Source organism: Nocardia sp. NPDC059236 (assembly GCF_042754085.1).
Taxonomy (GTDB): Bacteria; Actinomycetota; Actinomycetes; order Mycobacteriales; family Mycobacteriaceae; genus Nocardia.
The window spans coordinates 130,291-145,055 of sequence record NZ_JBHZAF010000017.1; the positions used below are offsets into that span (position 1 = coordinate 130,291).

Annotated in this window: 15 protein-coding genes; 6 read left to right on the forward strand and 9 right to left on the reverse strand. The window is 67.8% G+C overall.

Annotated elements, in window-relative coordinates:
- Window positions 1-665: 665 nt before the first annotated feature.
- Window positions 666-2,117 (reverse strand): DUF222 domain-containing protein, encoded by a 1,452-nt coding sequence (locus tag ACFXIV_RS35100; RefSeq protein WP_379402750.1) that lies wholly within the window; start codon window positions 2,115-2,117, stop codon window positions 666-668.
- Between the two features lie 43 nt (window positions 2,118-2,160).
- Complete coding sequence (locus ACFXIV_RS35105) at window positions 2,161-2,694, reverse strand: hypothetical protein (RefSeq protein WP_379421383.1); 534 nt, start codon at window positions 2,692-2,694, stop codon at window positions 2,161-2,163.
- Window positions 2,695-2,960: 266 nt separating this feature from the next.
- Here ACFXIV_RS35105 and ACFXIV_RS35110 point away from each other — a divergent pair, with 266 nt between their 5' ends.
- Window positions 2,961-3,746: an alpha/beta hydrolase gene (locus ACFXIV_RS35110; protein WP_379402748.1), complete on the forward strand. Its 786-nt coding sequence runs from the start codon at window positions 2,961-2,963 to the stop codon at window positions 3,744-3,746.
- On the opposite strand, the gene rho is transcribed toward ACFXIV_RS35110, so the two are convergent.
- Window positions 3,733-4,905 carry a transcription termination factor Rho gene (gene rho / locus ACFXIV_RS35115; RefSeq protein ID WP_379402747.1) on the reverse strand — a complete coding sequence of 391 codons (1,173 nt, stop codon included), beginning with the start codon at window positions 4,903-4,905 and terminating at the stop codon, window positions 3,733-3,735. The genes ACFXIV_RS35110 and rho overlap by 14 nt on opposite strands.
- 323 nt (window positions 4,906-5,228) lie before the next feature.
- Here rho and ACFXIV_RS35120 point away from each other — a divergent pair, with 323 nt between their 5' ends.
- From ACFXIV_RS35120 to ACFXIV_RS35140, 5 genes are all read left to right on the forward strand, one after another.
- Entirely contained in the window at window positions 5,229-5,738 is a 510-nt protein-coding gene (locus ACFXIV_RS35120) for a PspA/IM30 family protein (RefSeq protein ID WP_379402746.1), read from the forward strand.
- Window positions 5,739-5,772: 34 nt separating this feature from the next.
- Window positions 5,773-6,825, forward strand: coding sequence for a hypothetical protein (locus tag ACFXIV_RS35125; protein WP_379402745.1), 1,053 nt, complete (start codon window positions 5,773-5,775; stop codon window positions 6,823-6,825).
- A gap of 127 nt (window positions 6,826-6,952) precedes the next feature.
- On the forward strand, window positions 6,953-7,381 hold the full coding sequence (locus tag ACFXIV_RS35130) for a hypothetical protein (RefSeq protein ID WP_379402744.1): 429 nt from the start codon (window positions 6,953-6,955) through the stop codon (window positions 7,379-7,381).
- A gap of 99 nt (window positions 7,382-7,480) precedes the next feature.
- The gene (locus tag ACFXIV_RS35135; protein ID WP_379402743.1) at window positions 7,481-8,830 is read left to right on the forward strand and encodes an amino acid deaminase; all 1,350 of its coding nucleotides are present in this window, start codon (window positions 7,481-7,483) and stop codon (window positions 8,828-8,830) included.
- Between the two features lie 74 nt (window positions 8,831-8,904).
- The gene (locus ACFXIV_RS35140; protein WP_379421384.1) at window positions 8,905-9,255 is read left to right on the forward strand and encodes a hypothetical protein; all 351 of its coding nucleotides are present in this window, start codon (window positions 8,905-8,907) and stop codon (window positions 9,253-9,255) included.
- On the opposite strand, the gene ACFXIV_RS35145 is transcribed toward ACFXIV_RS35140, so the two are convergent.
- The 6 genes from ACFXIV_RS35145 to ACFXIV_RS35170 form a co-directional block, all read right to left on the reverse strand.
- Complete coding sequence (locus tag ACFXIV_RS35145; RefSeq protein ID WP_379402741.1) at window positions 9,231-10,340, reverse strand: GlxA family transcriptional regulator; 1,110 nt, start codon at window positions 10,338-10,340, stop codon at window positions 9,231-9,233. The two genes, ACFXIV_RS35140 and ACFXIV_RS35145, sit on opposite strands and share 25 nt — an antisense overlap.
- A 2-nt stretch (window positions 10,341-10,342) precedes the next feature.
- Window positions 10,343-11,218, reverse strand: a complete 876-nt coding sequence (locus ACFXIV_RS35150; RefSeq protein WP_379402740.1) for an alpha/beta fold hydrolase — start codon at window positions 11,216-11,218, stop codon at window positions 10,343-10,345.
- Between the two features lie 120 nt (window positions 11,219-11,338).
- Entirely contained in the window at window positions 11,339-12,898 is a 1,560-nt protein-coding gene (locus tag ACFXIV_RS35155) for an FAD-dependent monooxygenase (RefSeq protein ID WP_379402739.1), read from the reverse strand.
- 159 nt (window positions 12,899-13,057) lie between these two features.
- Entirely contained in the window at window positions 13,058-13,798 is a 741-nt protein-coding gene (locus tag ACFXIV_RS35160; protein WP_379402762.1) for an alpha/beta hydrolase, read from the reverse strand.
- A 56-nt stretch (window positions 13,799-13,854) separates the two neighbouring features.
- Window positions 13,855-14,139, reverse strand: a complete 285-nt coding sequence (locus tag ACFXIV_RS35165; protein WP_379402738.1) for a hypothetical protein — start codon at window positions 14,137-14,139, stop codon at window positions 13,855-13,857.
- A gap of 35 nt (window positions 14,140-14,174) precedes the next feature.
- Complete coding sequence (locus ACFXIV_RS35170; RefSeq protein ID WP_379402737.1) at window positions 14,175-14,693, reverse strand: nitroreductase/quinone reductase family protein; 519 nt, start codon at window positions 14,691-14,693, stop codon at window positions 14,175-14,177.
- Window positions 14,694-14,765: the final 72 nt, after the last annotated feature.

Genomic DNA, 14,765 nt, shown 5'->3' on the forward strand with positions numbered 1-14,765 from the left:
CGCCGCCCGGGCAATAGAAGCCAAAAGATAAAGAACCAAAACCCAAAAGATCAAAAGATTAAAGATGCCTGGAGAAGGGAGGGGGTCGGGCTCACGTCCGCGCCTGCACCTTCCAGCCCCCTCACCTTTGAAGCCGCATGTGGGGTTGCTGCAGGAGGTATTCGCTCGGATCACGGGGTTGGGGTCGCCATGTGATGGCTTGGGCTCGTTGGGGACAGTGCGGATCGGTTGTGAAGCCAAAGGATCGACCTTCCGGCAGGCGATGGTGTGGTGAGCGTGGGAGGGTCGGTGTCGGGGTGAGGGTTTGAGGCGGGGTGTGCTGTCCGAGATCGGACTATCGCCTGGTGGGCTTCACCCTTCGCCGTGACCGCCGATCATTGGTGACGGTGGCGGTCGGAGGAGTGATCGCGCCGGTCGTTGAGATTGTCGACGCAGGTGCAGGTCGCAGTGGTGGTGGCGGGATTATCACTGTGGCCGTGGGTGGTTCGGTGATTGGTGGGTAGTTGGCGGTGGGTTTGTCTGTGAAAGGTGATGGGTGCAGTCCGTGGGCCGGGATCGGCGGGTGGCGGCTGTCAACCTGGCGTCAGCTCGAGTCCGGTAGGGCAGGCGAGGTGACCACACTTCCCCGTCCCTGCGCACGCCAGCCCGACACGAGCAGCCGGGAATCATGCAGCCCGTGAACCCCACCTCTGGCAACTGGAATCGATTGCCGTGGCGACCTGCTGCCCCACGTGATGTCTGTCGTTCACGCGCGGAGTGCCGGTGGGGTCAAGACGTTTCGGGGCAATCCACCCGGTCCGCCCCCTGTAAGGGGAATCCTTGCCCATGACAACGGTTTTCCAACCCTCGGCACCGTCATTCACCAGCGCGTGACAGTGATCGCACACCAAGGTCAGATTGGTCAGATCCGTGGGGCCACCCTTGGCCCAGTCGGTGATGTGGTGGACCGCGCACATGCTCGCGGGCGCATCGCATCCGGGTCGGGTGCAGCCCTTGTCGCGGGCGATCAACGCCAACCGTTGGGCGGGGGTGGCCAGTCGCTCGCAACGGCCCAGGTACAGCGGCAGCCCGTCGGCGTCGAGGACCGCCAGCACCGGCCGGGTGCCCTCGGCCATCTTCAACGCCTCGTTGATGCTCACGTGGCCGCCGGAAGCGGTGGTCGCGACACCGGCCCCACGCTCGAGATCGGCGACGGACATGGTCGGGATGGCCTGCACCGGCAGGCCACGGTGCGAACCCAGCTTGGCCGCGTCGACTCCGGGCTGCAGCAACGCGAACAACGCGTCGTGGGTGCGCTGACCGGCATCGCGACGGTCGCGGCGGGCGGCGGCCTCCAGCACCTTGGAATCGACGACTTTGACCGTGGCGGCGACGCTGTCGGTGTCGTCGATGTTGCACATGCCCGGACGCGCCAGCTTGGCGAAGACGGCATCGAGCAGGGCCCGCAGTTCGGGGGTGATCCAGCCTTCGATCCAGCTCATCCCGTCTACGCCGGGGCGGCCGAGGATGAGGCCGCGGCGGCGACGGCGGTCGGTGTCGGAGACGACCTTGCCGTCGGGGTCGATGAGGGCGAGGATGTCGCGACCGATCTTGGGCAGGTCATCGGGCCACCCGACCCGGGAGTGATCGACCAGGAGGTGTTCGGCTTCCGCGCGCGTCTCGGCGGGGATGTCGGCGGGCAGGTGGTTCATCACGTCGATGATGTTGCGGACATGATCACGCGAGATGTCGCCTGCCTCAAAGGCTTCGGCGGTCTTGACGAGGGAGGCGGGGCGCAGGTGTCCGGTCGGCTCGAAGAATTCCCCGCACTGGCGGGTGATCTTCACTCGCACCGACGCGTCGTACCTCGACAACCCCAGGGTTTGCCGCAGGAACGGCACCACATCCTTCGCCCCACTGCCTTCGGGCAGTGAACGGTTGCAGGCTTCGATGATCAGGCGTGAATCCAGCGCCGACAGTTGACGTTTGCAGGCCTCCAGGCGCTGCATCAACTCCACGACGTCACCGTCGGAGAACGGATTCAGGTTTCCGTGGAGGATGGAATTCGACAGGGTTTCGACGGCGGTCGCCAGGTCGGCGATGCCGCACGTGTCGAGTGTTTCCCCTTTCGAATCCATGTGCTAATTCTACCGCCAATATGATCGCGATAGAAGGCGAATTCTACTGTGATGCAATGTGTTTCAGAATTTCGTATGTTTCAGGTGAATCGGCTCGAGTGAGGTGAGCAGATCCGTGTGGCGGGAGTCCGAAGAAGGAATTGCCGAGTGTGGCTCGGTCGGCGGCGGGTATGTGCAGGGTTGGGTAGCTGTGGATGATCAGGCGGCCGTGGAGTGCTGACAGGTCGAGGTCCCAGTTGAAGCGGTCGCGGTGGGTGCATCGGGCGGTCGAGCGGTTCAGGTCGAGTTCTGCTTGCCGGCGGGACCAGCGGTTCAGGCGGCACAGTCGCTCGATAACCTCTTGCTCCCGGCCTTTTACCCGGGCCAGGCCGGAATGTTGGACCTGGTGGCAGCCGGGGCAGAGGGCGATCAGGCGTTGGATGGGGCGGTCGGGGTGGAACTCGAAGATCCACTTCTCGTGGCAGTCGGGGCGTCCGATGCGGCCGTTGCGGATCACCTGGTCGCCGCAGATCTCGCAGCGATTTCCGGTGGCTGTGCAGACCGGAATGCGCAGGGCATCCCAGATCTTCCGGTCCACGAGGCCGCGGATATTGGAACCGTGCGTGCCGGGCGGCAGCAGGTCGGACCGGATGACCACGCCGTCGGGGGATTCGGGACCGGCGAGGTTTCTGTCTGAATCAGGTCGTACTCGTCGAATGGCATGTGCCGCAACATATCTCGTGTCACTGACGGAACCGTCCGGTTCGAATTCATCGTCCGAATCAAAAGTGACGAATTGGTCGAATCGGGAATTGGAGGTGAGGCCTCTCGGCGGGCAGGGAGGTAGGGAGGTAAGAAAGAACCATGTGGCATCCGGCGACCCCCATCCTCAATGCGCTCAGCTATCAGCCGGGCGACCGGCGGATTCTGGAGACTCCGGAGACGTATGGCCTCGACTATGAGGAGATGTCGCTGCGGACCGCAGATGGCGAGACCGTCGAGGCCTGGTTCGTGCCGGCGGTGGGGGAGCCGGTGGGGCACATTCTGTTCGCGCACGGGAACGGCGGGAACATAGGGGATCGGTCGCCGATGGTGGGCATGCTCGCGGCGGTCGGGTTCGATGTGATGGTTTTCGATTACCGCGGGTATGGGCGCAGCACCGGCCGGACGGACGAGCGTGGGACGTATCTGGACGTGCGGGCGGCGCGGGAGGCATTGCTCGCGCAGCCCGGTGTGGATGCCAACCGGTTGGTGTATCTGGGAAAGTCGCTCGGCGGCGGCGTGATGCTCGAGCTGGCGAATGCCTTTCCGCCCGCCGCACTACTGCTCATGTCGACCTTCACCGGCATGCGGGACGCGGCGGTCGCGGTATATCCGTTCCTGCCGAAGCTGTTCGTGCCCAACGCCTATCCCAGCCTGCCTCGGATTCGCACTCTGACCTGCCCGGTCATGATCATGCACGGCGACATGGACGAACTCCTGCCCGTACAGATGGGCCGCGACCTGTACGCCGCCGCGCCCGAGCCCAAACAGCTGGTGATCTATCCCGGCGGCATGCACAACGACCTCATCGGATTCCCGGGCTGGGCGGAGACGGTGGCGACCTGGGCGGCCGGGGTGCTGCCGCCCAAGCGCCTCACTTCCGGATGATATTGGCGAGGAATTCGGCATTGCTGCCGGTCTTGCGCAGGCCGTCGAGGAGCAGGTCGAGGGCGCGCTGATCGTCCAGTTCGGCCAGGGTGCGGCGGAGTCTGTCCACGGCGAGCCGCTCGTCGGGGGCGAACAGCAGTTCGTCGCGGCGGGTGCTGGACTTGGCGATGTCCACGGCCGGGAAGGCGTGGCGGCTCGCCAGTCCGCGGTCGAGTTTGAGCTCGGCATTACCGGTGCTCTTGTACTCCTCGAAGATGACGGTGTCGGCGAGCGAACCGGTTTCGACCAGGGTGCTGGCGATGATGGTCAGCGATCCGCCGTGTTCGATATTGCGGGCCGCGCCCAGGAACCGCTTCGGCGGCGTCAATGCCATGGAATCCACACCGCCGGAAAGGATTCGGCCCGACGCGGGTCCGGTCATGTTGTAGGCGCGGGCGAGCCGGGTCAGGGAGTCGAGCAGGACGACGACGTCACGGCCCTGTTCGACCAGCCGTTGCGCGCGTTCGATGGCCAGTTCGGCCAGGGCGGTCTGTTCGGCGGGGGAATGATCGAAGGTCGCGGCGATCACCTCGGCGGGTACCCCGCGCGAGAGGTCGGTGACCTCCTCGGGGCGTTCGCCGACCAGCACCAGCATCAGGTGCACCTCCGGATGGTTGGCGGCGATGCCGTGTGCGATCGCCTGCAGCACAGAGGTTTTGCCCGCCTTGGGCGGTGCCACGATCAAGGCGCGCTGGCCTTTGCCGATCGGCATCATGAGGTCGGTGACGCGGGTGGTGAGCTGGTGCGGCCCGGTTTCGAGTCGCAGCCGCTCATTGGGATGGATGGGGGTCAGGTCCTGGAAGTGCGGTCGCGGGGAGATCTCGGCGACCGGCAGGGCGTTCACCGTGTCGACCCGCACCAGGGGAGCGAGCTTGCCGTTCTTGGGATTCGGCTGCGCCAGGCCGGTGAGGGCATCGCCGCGGCGCAGACCGTGGCTCCGGATCAATCGGGTGGGCACGTGGATGTCGTCGGGGCCGGGCAGGTATCCGCTGCGGCGCAGCACACCGCTCTGGCCTTGGACGTCCAGGATTCCCGTTGCGGGCGTGAGGGTTTCGATGTGTTCGAGGGCCGGGGTCGCGGCGGTGTGGGCGACCCGCGGCGTGGGATCGATGGTGGTCATGAGAGTTCTCCTTGTAAGGATCAGGTGACATGTGCACCGGGAGTGAGTGATTGGTGTGGCCGGATGCGGCCGAGGGCGGTAGAAAACCGCCAGCGAATCCGAGTGGTTCGCGAGTGGCGGTGCAGCACCGGGCGGAAGCTACAGTGCCGCCGGGTAACCGGCTCGAGGAGGGAAGAAATCGCGTGGGAGGGACTCGGCGTCGACCTGCATCCACGAGATTGCGACGCCCTCACCGTACGCTGTCCCCGAATCCGGCGCAATGTTCCGCTGTCGGCGCGCTGTGCCAGACCCCCGCGGTCCCCGCGATGCGTAGCCTGGAACCCATGAGCGATGCCAAGGAACTCGTGGCGTTGTTGGCGCAACTGCCGGACGCCGAACTCGCGGCGGTGGTCGAGGCCGCCACCGACGGCAAGGCCGGGCTGGCCGCGCTGCACGCGGTGGCGCAGTCACTGGCGGCCACCCTGGGTCATGCACCCGATGTCATCGATGTGACTCCGGACACGTTGCCCGTGGAAAGCTATCCGCAGTCTGAGACGGCCCCGGCATCCGGGCAGGTGGGAGCGGGTCCCGTGGTCACCGGGATACCGGTACCGCCTGCGGGTATCCCCGCAGGTCCGGCGATCGGCGGGTATACCTCCGGCGGCGTCCCTACTTTCGAGTCAGTTCGCGATAAGGTCGAGCAGCGCTACGGGACATCGCAGGGGATGGGCGAACTCGATCGGCAGACACCAGTGGGCCGTAGCGTCGAGGAACAGTGGGATGCGCGGGCGAAGGCCGCGCGGGAACGTCTGGAACAGATTCGAAAATCGGTGCACGGCAACGATTCCGAGTGATCAGGCGTTCCGTCTTCAATTGATGGGTGGAACCTTGACCGAGTCCGATACGCCGTCGCGGACGCCACGCGAAATCGCCGAGAAGCTCCTGGATCTGCAGGTCGACTTCATTGTCGCCGAGGTCAGCGGTGACCGCTTCGCCGAAGTGATCGCCCGTGATGTGGAAGCGGTGATCGGTGTCGCCGACACCATCATCTTCCGCGACGTGGTGGAGATCGATCAGGCCAAGCAGACCGTCGCCAATGTCATCGACCTGATCGGCGGCAGCCCGGTACTGGGCGAAATGGTCGGCACGCTGGCCGATTCGCTGTACGAGAACATCGCCGGGAATCATGACTACACCCTCGGTGACGTGGTGGACCGCGAGCCGGTCGAGCAGCTGCTGGAGAAGCTCTTCGGCATGCACCAGGCCCAGGAACGCATCCTGGAGCGGCTGACCGAGAGCCCCCTCATCGCGACCGTCGCCGCCAAGTTCGTGGACAAGCTGGTCGACGATCTGATGGAGACCAACAAGCAGATCGCCTCGAAGATTCCCGGCGTCGGCTCCCTGGTCTCCATGGGCACCAATGCCGCCAAGTCCGCGCGCAAGGCGGCGGAGAAGGCCGGCGGCACCTTCATCGGCGAAATGGCCGGCAAGGGCGCGCAATTCGCGCTCAAACGCACCAACAACGCCATTCGCGAAATGCTGCGCGACGCCCCGGTGCACGACGCGGCCATGGAATTCTGGGACCTGCACGCCGGCGAGCCGGTCAGCGGCCTGCGCGAGTACCTGTCCCAGCAGGACCTCCGCGACCTGGCCCTGATCATCCACCGGATCGCGCTGACCACCCGCAACAAGGAATACGTCGGCGTGCTGGTGGACCAGGGCGTCGAGGTGTTCTTCGAGAAGTACGGCGACCACACCCTGGCGGCCATGCTGCCCGAGCTGGGCCTGTCCGAGGCGGTCATCGCCGAGGAGATCCTGCGCTACGGCCCGGCCGTGGTGGAGGCCGCCAAGCGGAACGGCGTGCTGGCCAAGCTGATTCGCGAGCGGCTGGAGCCGTTCTTCCTGTCCGAGCCGGTACTGGCGGTGCTCGCCGGGAACTGACCCGAGTTTTGTGGACAGGGCCGCACGCTGAAACCGCGTGCGGCCCTGTTTCATTCCCTGACGCGGGAGCCCGCTCATTCCCTGGAGGGAATCGCGCAGCGCATCGCACCCGCGCAGACTCGATGACATGACGAACATCGACATCAACGAACTTGCCGACCGGTACCTGGCCATGTGGAACGAGCCCGACCCGGAGCCGCGGCGCAAACTCATTCGCGAACTGTGGGCCGAGGACGGCGCGCAGATTCTCGTCGATCCGCCGGAGGATATGCGAGATGCCGCCACTCGCTTGAACTTCCCGATCCCGTCGCTCGAGGTGCGGGGGCATCATGCGCTGGAACGGCGTGTGGAGCGGGCCTACGAGATGTTCGTGGCAGCGGGCGAACACCGCTTCGTCCAGCGTGGGGATGCGACGGTGCTGTTGAAGCAGGTCATCGCCTTCACCTGGTCGATGGTGACCGCCGATGGCACCGTGGTCGGTGGCGGGATGGACGTCCTCGCGCTGGACGAGGACGGCCGCATCCGTACCGACCACCAGCACATCGGCGTCGAGTAGGGCCTCGAGCCCGCGAGCGGGTGCACACGTCGCGGATCGTGCCGTGCATGATTGCTTCCACTCGAGCAATGCAAGGTTGCTTCGACCGAAAGGAGCGTCGTGGCCCTCGACAAGGGAGTCGCAGCAGCCCTCAGCGACAGCGTCCGCGCCTGTGGCGACGCTGTCCTGGGCCCGCGGCACAAATCGCTGCCCCCGGCCGCCTGGGGACTGACCGTCCGCGAATACCTGGCCACGAATCCGCACCTGGACGACCTGCAGACGCCGGTGCTCACCATGGACCGCTCCGCGCTGGACACGAACCGGGCCGTCATGGCCGACTGGGCGCGCGCCGCCGGTGTCCGGCTCGCCCCGCACGGCAAGACCTCCATGTCGCCCCAGCTCTGGGCCGAACAGCTCGAGACCGGCTCCTGGGGTATCACCCTCGCCACCGGCTGGCAGGCCCAGGTCGGGCGGTCGTTCGGCCTCGACCGCATCGTGCTGGCAAATACCCTGGTGGATCCGATCGGGTTGCACTGGGCGGCAACGGAAATAGCGTCTGACCCCGATTTCGAACTCTACAGCTGGGTCGACGGCGTCGACGCGGTCCGGGAGATGGAGCGCCATCTCGAGTCCGCGCCCGATGGCGTCCAGCTGAACGTCGTCGTGGAACTCGGTGGCCCGCACGGCCGTACCGGCGCCCGCGGTCTGGCCGCGGCCCACGCCATTGCCGACGCGGTCCACAAGTCCCAGCGCCTGCGACTCGCAGGGGTCGGCGGTTACGAGGCCGCACTCGCCCATGACCGCACCCCGGAGGCCATTGCGGCTGTGCGGCACTACCTGGACGAGCTCGCGATCCTGCACCGGGAGCTCATGGCCGCAGGCCGATATGACGATCGTGCGATCGTGACCGCCGGCGGCAGCGCATATCCGGACCTGGTCGTGGAGCGACTGGCCGGACTGGCGGATGAGGATGGCGCGCACGGTGTTCCGACAGTGGTAGTGCTGCGGTCCGGCGCGTATCTCGTGCACGATGACGGGTTCTACTCCGGGATTTCACCATTGGCCGCGGGGCGCGCGGAGCATCCGCTGCGGTCGGCCATGCACGGATGGGCACGATGTGTGTCCCGCCCGGAAGCGGAACTCGCGCTGCTCGATGCCGGGAGGCGCGATGTTCCGTTCGATCTGGGACTGCCGGTTCCACAGCGAATGGCGGGACCGGTGAACAGCGGGTTCTCGGCGGTTGCGACCACTTCGCTGCCGGCCGGCGCGCATGTCTCGGCCTTGAACGATCAGCACGCCTTCTTGCGGCTGCCGGGTGCTTCGGACGACCAGGTGCCGGTGGGAAGTGTGGTGCGACTGGGGCTTTCGCATCCCTGCACCGCGTTCGACAAGTGGCGTCTCATCCCGGTGATCGATGACGCCGACGCCGAGCGGCCGCGGATCGTCGACTTCCTGCACACGTATTTCTGAGCGGGATGTCGCAGACGCTCCGCTTCGGCCGCGGCGGGTGGACCTCGAGGTCCGGTCCACCGCCGCGACGACGGATGCCTCGCGGCACGGGCGCGATCCATCGGCGACAGCGATGCGGTCCGCGTTCGTGCCGGGCCATCGACGACTGGGAACGCGAAGCGCACTTCATGGTGTACGGATTCCGCTACATGGCCTCCGCCACCCACGCGCCCGAACGACTCGCGGCCATCGTCGACCGCTGCAGCGCGGCCCCGGAGTGGGATCGCTTCTGGTCCACCGAGGTTCCGCCCGAGAAGGTTGCCCGCCGGCCCGTGCGGGTGCGCTCGCCGGAGACCGGCGAGTGGGTGAGCTACCGCATGCAGATATTCAAATTCGAACTGCCGCAACGCCCCTGGCGGATCTACTCGCTGGTCCCCGCCAATTGAGCCGCGCCGGTGGCGAAATGCTGCCGGTAGCGTTCGGGCGTGGTGGCCAGGCGTCGGCCGAACACCCGGTGCAGGGTCTCGCCGTGGCGGTAGCCGACCTGGCGGGCGATCGCACCGATGGTCAGCTCGGTCGACTCCAGCAGGCGGCGGGCCGCCTCTATGCGCAGATCCTCCACGAAAGCCGCAGGCGTGCTGCCGGTTTCGATGCGGAAGGCCCGGGCGAAGTTGCGTTCGCTCATGCCCGCGCGGCGGGCCAGCTCGGCCACCCCGAGGTTCGCGTCGAGATGATCGGGCAGCCACTGCTGCACCGCGCGGATGGCGGGCGTGCGCGCGGGCTGGGTGCGCAGCTGTGCGCTGAACTGGGTCTGCCCGCCGGGACGCCGGGTGAACACCACGTACAGCCGCGCGATCATGGCGGCGACCTCGCGGCCGTAGTCGTCCTCGACCAGTGCCAGCGCCAGATCGACGCCCGCCGACATGCCCGCCGACGTCCAGCGATTGCGGTCGCGGACGTAGATACGATCCGGTTCGACCGTGACCCGCGGATAGCGCTGGGCCATCAGGTCGGTCGAGGCCCAGTGGGTGGTGGCCCGGTAGCCGTCGAGCAACCCGGCCGCGGCCAGCAGCAGCGCGCCCGCGCACACCGAGGTCACCCGCCGCGCCTTGCGGGCCAGGGCGGGCAGCTCCCGTACCACCTCCGCCCCGCCCGGCCCGGAGGCCATGCCGCCCACCACGATCAGGGTGTCGAAGTCGTCGCCGGCGGCGATGTCGTGCAGCGAATGCTCCACCGACAGGGTGAGGCCGCCGTCCGCGGTGATCGGGCGGCCCCCGGGCGAGGCGGTCAGCAGGCGGTAGGGCAGGGCTGCGCCGTCCGAATCCGCCTGGCCGCCCGCCGAACTAATGGGATGCTCCTGCAGCACCGGCGGCAGCAGCGCGGGCGGCCGCTCGCGGACGCCGTTGAGGAGCGCGAACACATCCAGCGGCCCGGCCAGCTCGGACAGCTGCATGCCCTGGTAGACAACGAAAACGATGGTGCGGGGTGCGGGCATCCCGCCATCATCGCAGTCGCCGGGCTCGGCTGCCATGGTCAGTGGCTGACCGATTCGGATGTGCGGTGGGCGATGTGCCGGTCGAGGAACGGGATGACCAGTTCGGCTACTCGGTCGGCGCACTGCGCGTGCGGGTAGTGGCCGCCGCCCTCCACCATGGCGACCCGGCCCAGTCCCGCCGGCATGGCCGCCACGATCGCCTCGGCTTCGGCCCGCGGGTCGGCGAAGTCCGGATCCTGGGTGCCCATGAGCACCAGTGCGGGACAGCGGATGTCGGCGATGCGAGCGTGCGCGTCGGCCGGGGTGGTGGCGCCGGTCTTCATGAATTCCGCCCAGCGGCCGGGCTGCCGCAGGATGGTCCGCAGGCCGGCGAGGAACTCCTCGTGGTCGGCGGGCTTGGTCGGGTAGGCGATCTCCAGATAGCGGAACCACCACCGGAAAGACCGCAGTCCCTGGGTGGCGAGCAGGCGCACCATGCCGCGGCGGTACCGGCGGCTGGTGATCATCGTGCCGATGTGCAGCTGCTGGGTGAGGGTGAACGGGTCGATTTCGACGATGGCGCTCACCAACTCGGGGGCCTCCGCCGCCGCGATGGTGGCCGAGCCGCCCGACAGCGAATGCCCGATGATGACCGCGGGACCCCCGAAATGCCGGATGACACCCAGCAGGTCGTGGGCCACGTCGGTGCGGCTGATGGCTTCCTTTCCGGTCACCGAGGGCCAGTTCGGGCTGGATTCGCCGTGCCCGCGCATATCGGCGTTCACCACCCGGTATCCGGCCGCGACCAGCGGCCCGACCAGGTGCCGGAACTCCTGCCGCCAGGTTCCCATGCCGTGCGACAGCACCACCAGCGGTCCGTTCCCGGCCACATCACACGCGATCCGCCCGTGCTCGAGCGTAACGAACTCGGTCATTTCCCGGTCCTTCCAAGCGATTTCGTTCCGGCCGCGTTTGCGGCATGCCGGAATTGAACGCCGGAAACCGATCCGGGCCGAGGGCTCGGGCCGGACGGATCAGCGGTGTGGCCGATCCGGTCAGTCGCTGACCGTGTTTCCCGCGCTCGGGACGGTTACCCGCGTCGGTGCGCCGAACCAGGTGGTCAGTGCGTCCCGCAGCCCGGGTTCGGCGGTGGCGGGGGATTCGCCGACCGTTGCGGCCCAGGCGATATGGGCGTCCGGGCGGATCAGGACGGCATCGGCGGGCCGGTCGTCGATGGCGGCCGTCCGGATGTCGACGCGGTCGCCCCACAGCTCGACGATCTCGCGCAGGTCGGCGCGGTCGGCGAGATCGAGCAGCACCGGGCGGGCGTCGTGCAGGGACTGGGCGGCACCGGGGTGCAGGTGCAGATCGGGGAGGAAGGCTCCGGTCAGCTGGTGCCCGTTGGGATTCGGCAGCGGATAGCGGATGTCGGCGCCCGCGATCATGGACCCCAGGCGCTGCAGGGCCGGTGCATCGGTGAGCAGTTCCTGGAACAGTGTCCGGAGTGCCTCGGCCGCCGGATCGTCGCCGCGGCGCAGCGCCGCCTGCGCCTGGGTGTGCACCATGGTGCGGGCCGCCGCGAAGGAACGCTCCGCGTGGTAGCTGTCGAGCAGCCCGTCCGGGGCCCGGCCGTCGATGTCCGCGGCCAGCTTCCAGGCCAGATTCACCGCGTCGAGCATGCCCGCGTTGAGGCCGACACCCGTGGCCGGGAACGTGTGCGCGGCATCCCCGGCCACCAGAATCCTTCCGGCGCGGAAGCTTTCGGCCTGCCGTGCCTGGAACTGATAGCGGGACAACCGGATCGGATCACCGAGGGGCAGGTCGACGCCCAGGACGCGGCGGATGCTGTCGCTCAGCTCCGCCAGGGTCATCGGCTCGTTGTCATCGGTCTCGGTGGCGGTGTCCTCGGTGGTCTGCACCATGAGCATGCCGGAGGCGAGCGAGCCGACCGCGAACACGCCGCGCTCGGTGCGGGTGAAACCGGCGGGGACGACACCGTGCCCGTCGACGTTCAGATCGCCGTTGTCCAGTACGGTCACCCCGGCCGCCACCGCGACCTGACCCAGGCGGTTGACCTCCGGATAGGTGATGCCGGGGAAGGCGATTCCCGCCAGCTCCCGGACCTTGCTGCGCGCACCGTCGCAGCCCACGACGTAGTGCGCGGTCAGTTGATACGGGCCGTCCGGACCCGACACCGCCACGGTGGCCCCGGCGTCGTCCTGCTCGATCCCGGTCACGGTGTGCCCGCGCCGCACCTCGCCACCGCGCTCGCGCACCAGCTCGTCGAGCAGCTGCTCGAGTCGTGGCTGCGCGAGGTGCAGTGCGCGCAGCGGGGGATCCGGCAGCGGGCTCAGGTCCACGTGCAGTCCGCCGAACGGGAAGGCCGCGGCGGGGGCGACCGCCGCGCCGGCCGATTCGAACCGGTCCAGCACGCCTCGATAGCTCAGCAATTGCAGGATCTGCCCGCTGAAACCATTGGCCTTCGGCACGGTCCGCAGCATCGGACTGCGCTCCAGGACCACCGGCCGCACCCCGGCCGCCAGCAGTTCGGCGGCCAGCATCAGACCCGTCGGGCCCGCGCCCGCAATGATCACGTCGGCACTCGTCACACGCACTCGCGCTACTCCATTCCACGGATTTCGGCTACGGCCAGCGATTCTGCGGCATACCGGGGGTCTTGCCGCAAGCCCGGGGGTGCGATATATGTTGAAAAGGGAAGCGGATCACCGCTTCCCTTTGCCGATCGTCATCCGTTGCCGGATGGACTCTTTCGGCTACCGGCCCAGATGGTGGCGCATGAACGCCGCCGCGAAATCGGGCTGGGTCCTGGCCATCTGATTGTGCCGGCCCGGATTCGCCAGCAGCGTCTTCTCCTCCGACGCGAACGCCTCGAACAGGTCGAAGCTGGGCCGGCGGTCGATTTCCTCATCGTTCCAGGCGACCTGGAGGGTGAGGGGGATGGTGATCTTGCGTGCGGCCTCGAACAGCGCGTCGAACACGAACACGCTGTTGAAGGTCGCGGCCCGGATGCGGGGTTCGACGGCCACCAGCATCATGCCGATGACGGTGCCCAGGGTGATGCCGCCGTAGCCGACCGGAGCGTCCGGGACGATCTCCGGCAGCGCCTGCAGCGCGTCCAGGGTGGCCTGCCACTCCGGCACGGCCCGCTCGGCCAGGGACATGTTGAACTCGGCGATGATCGAGTCCAGCGGTTCCCCGGCCGCCCGCGCCGCGTGCAGCGCGTCGGCCCACCGCTGGTCCTCCTCGTTGCGCGGCCGGTCGCCGTGCCCCGGGGCGTCGATGGCGGCCACCCGGTAACCGGATTCGGTCACGAAGTGACGCGCCGTCGTCACGAGGTTCGGGGCGCGCTTGTGCACGCCGCCACTGTGACCCAGCAGGATCAGGGGTGCGTTCTCGGACGCGGATTCGGGCGACCACAGTACGCCGGTGATCTCGCCCAGGAGGAAATCGCGTTCACGGACGCCGTTTTCCGACGTCTCCGCGGTGAAGTTCAGGTGCACGATGTTCTGCCTCTCGGAATGCCTTGCAACACAGGCGCTCCCGGCGACAGCTAATTCGTACGCCCAACCGCGACCACGATGGGGAGCACCCACCTCGATACGTCGTTCATGGGTCTCACCTCCTTCGTGATGTCACGGTCCACGGCACGGTACCAACGCGGACCGGAGGCCGCAAGCGACGCGTCACGAGGCGGCCTGCTCGCCGAGCGGGCGATCCGGATGGCGGAACTCTCACCCGCGGAGACGATTTCGGTGAGCAGCGCCGCCACCAGCCGGTCTCGATGCCGCTCGTGCTGCGCCGGCAACCGCTCGTCGGCCCCCGCGCGCGGCGTCATGATCAGCGCGGTCCCGTGCTGCTGAAATCTGATTTTCAGCCGTTTCCGCCCAGGCCGTTGGTTCGGGCGTCGGCGCGGGTGAGGACGGCGATGGGGAAGTGGCGGGGGCTGAGGGCTCGGTAGGTGGTGAAGTGGGGGTAGGCGGCGGCGAGGGTTTGCCAGTGGGTGGCGTATTCCGTGTCGTCGGTGACTACGCGGGTGGTGACGGGGAAGGTTTCGCGGCCGATGCGGACGCTGGCGTGGTCGGCGGCCAGGAGGTTTTTCCACCAGTTGGGGGTGCCGGGATTGCCGCCGTTGGAGCCGCAGACCAGGAGGGTGTCGCCGGAGCGGACCAGCATGAGCATGACGGGGCGGGGTTGGCCGGATGTGCGCCCGGGGACGGTCAATTCGAGGACCGGGTGGCCGAAGAGGGTGGCGAAGCGGGTGCCGCCGAAGCGGTCGAAGAGGCGGCGGTGCAGGCGGGCGTAGAAGCGGGCGACCGCGCCGAGATGGGTGCTGGAGTAGTAGTTGAAGCGACCCGCCAGGGTCAGCGGGCCGGAATCGGTGCCGGGCATTGGAGGTCCCCTCGGGTCGGCGGTCGTACGGGCTCAATGTACATGGTGTCCAGTGAGTTGACGTAGTGGCTC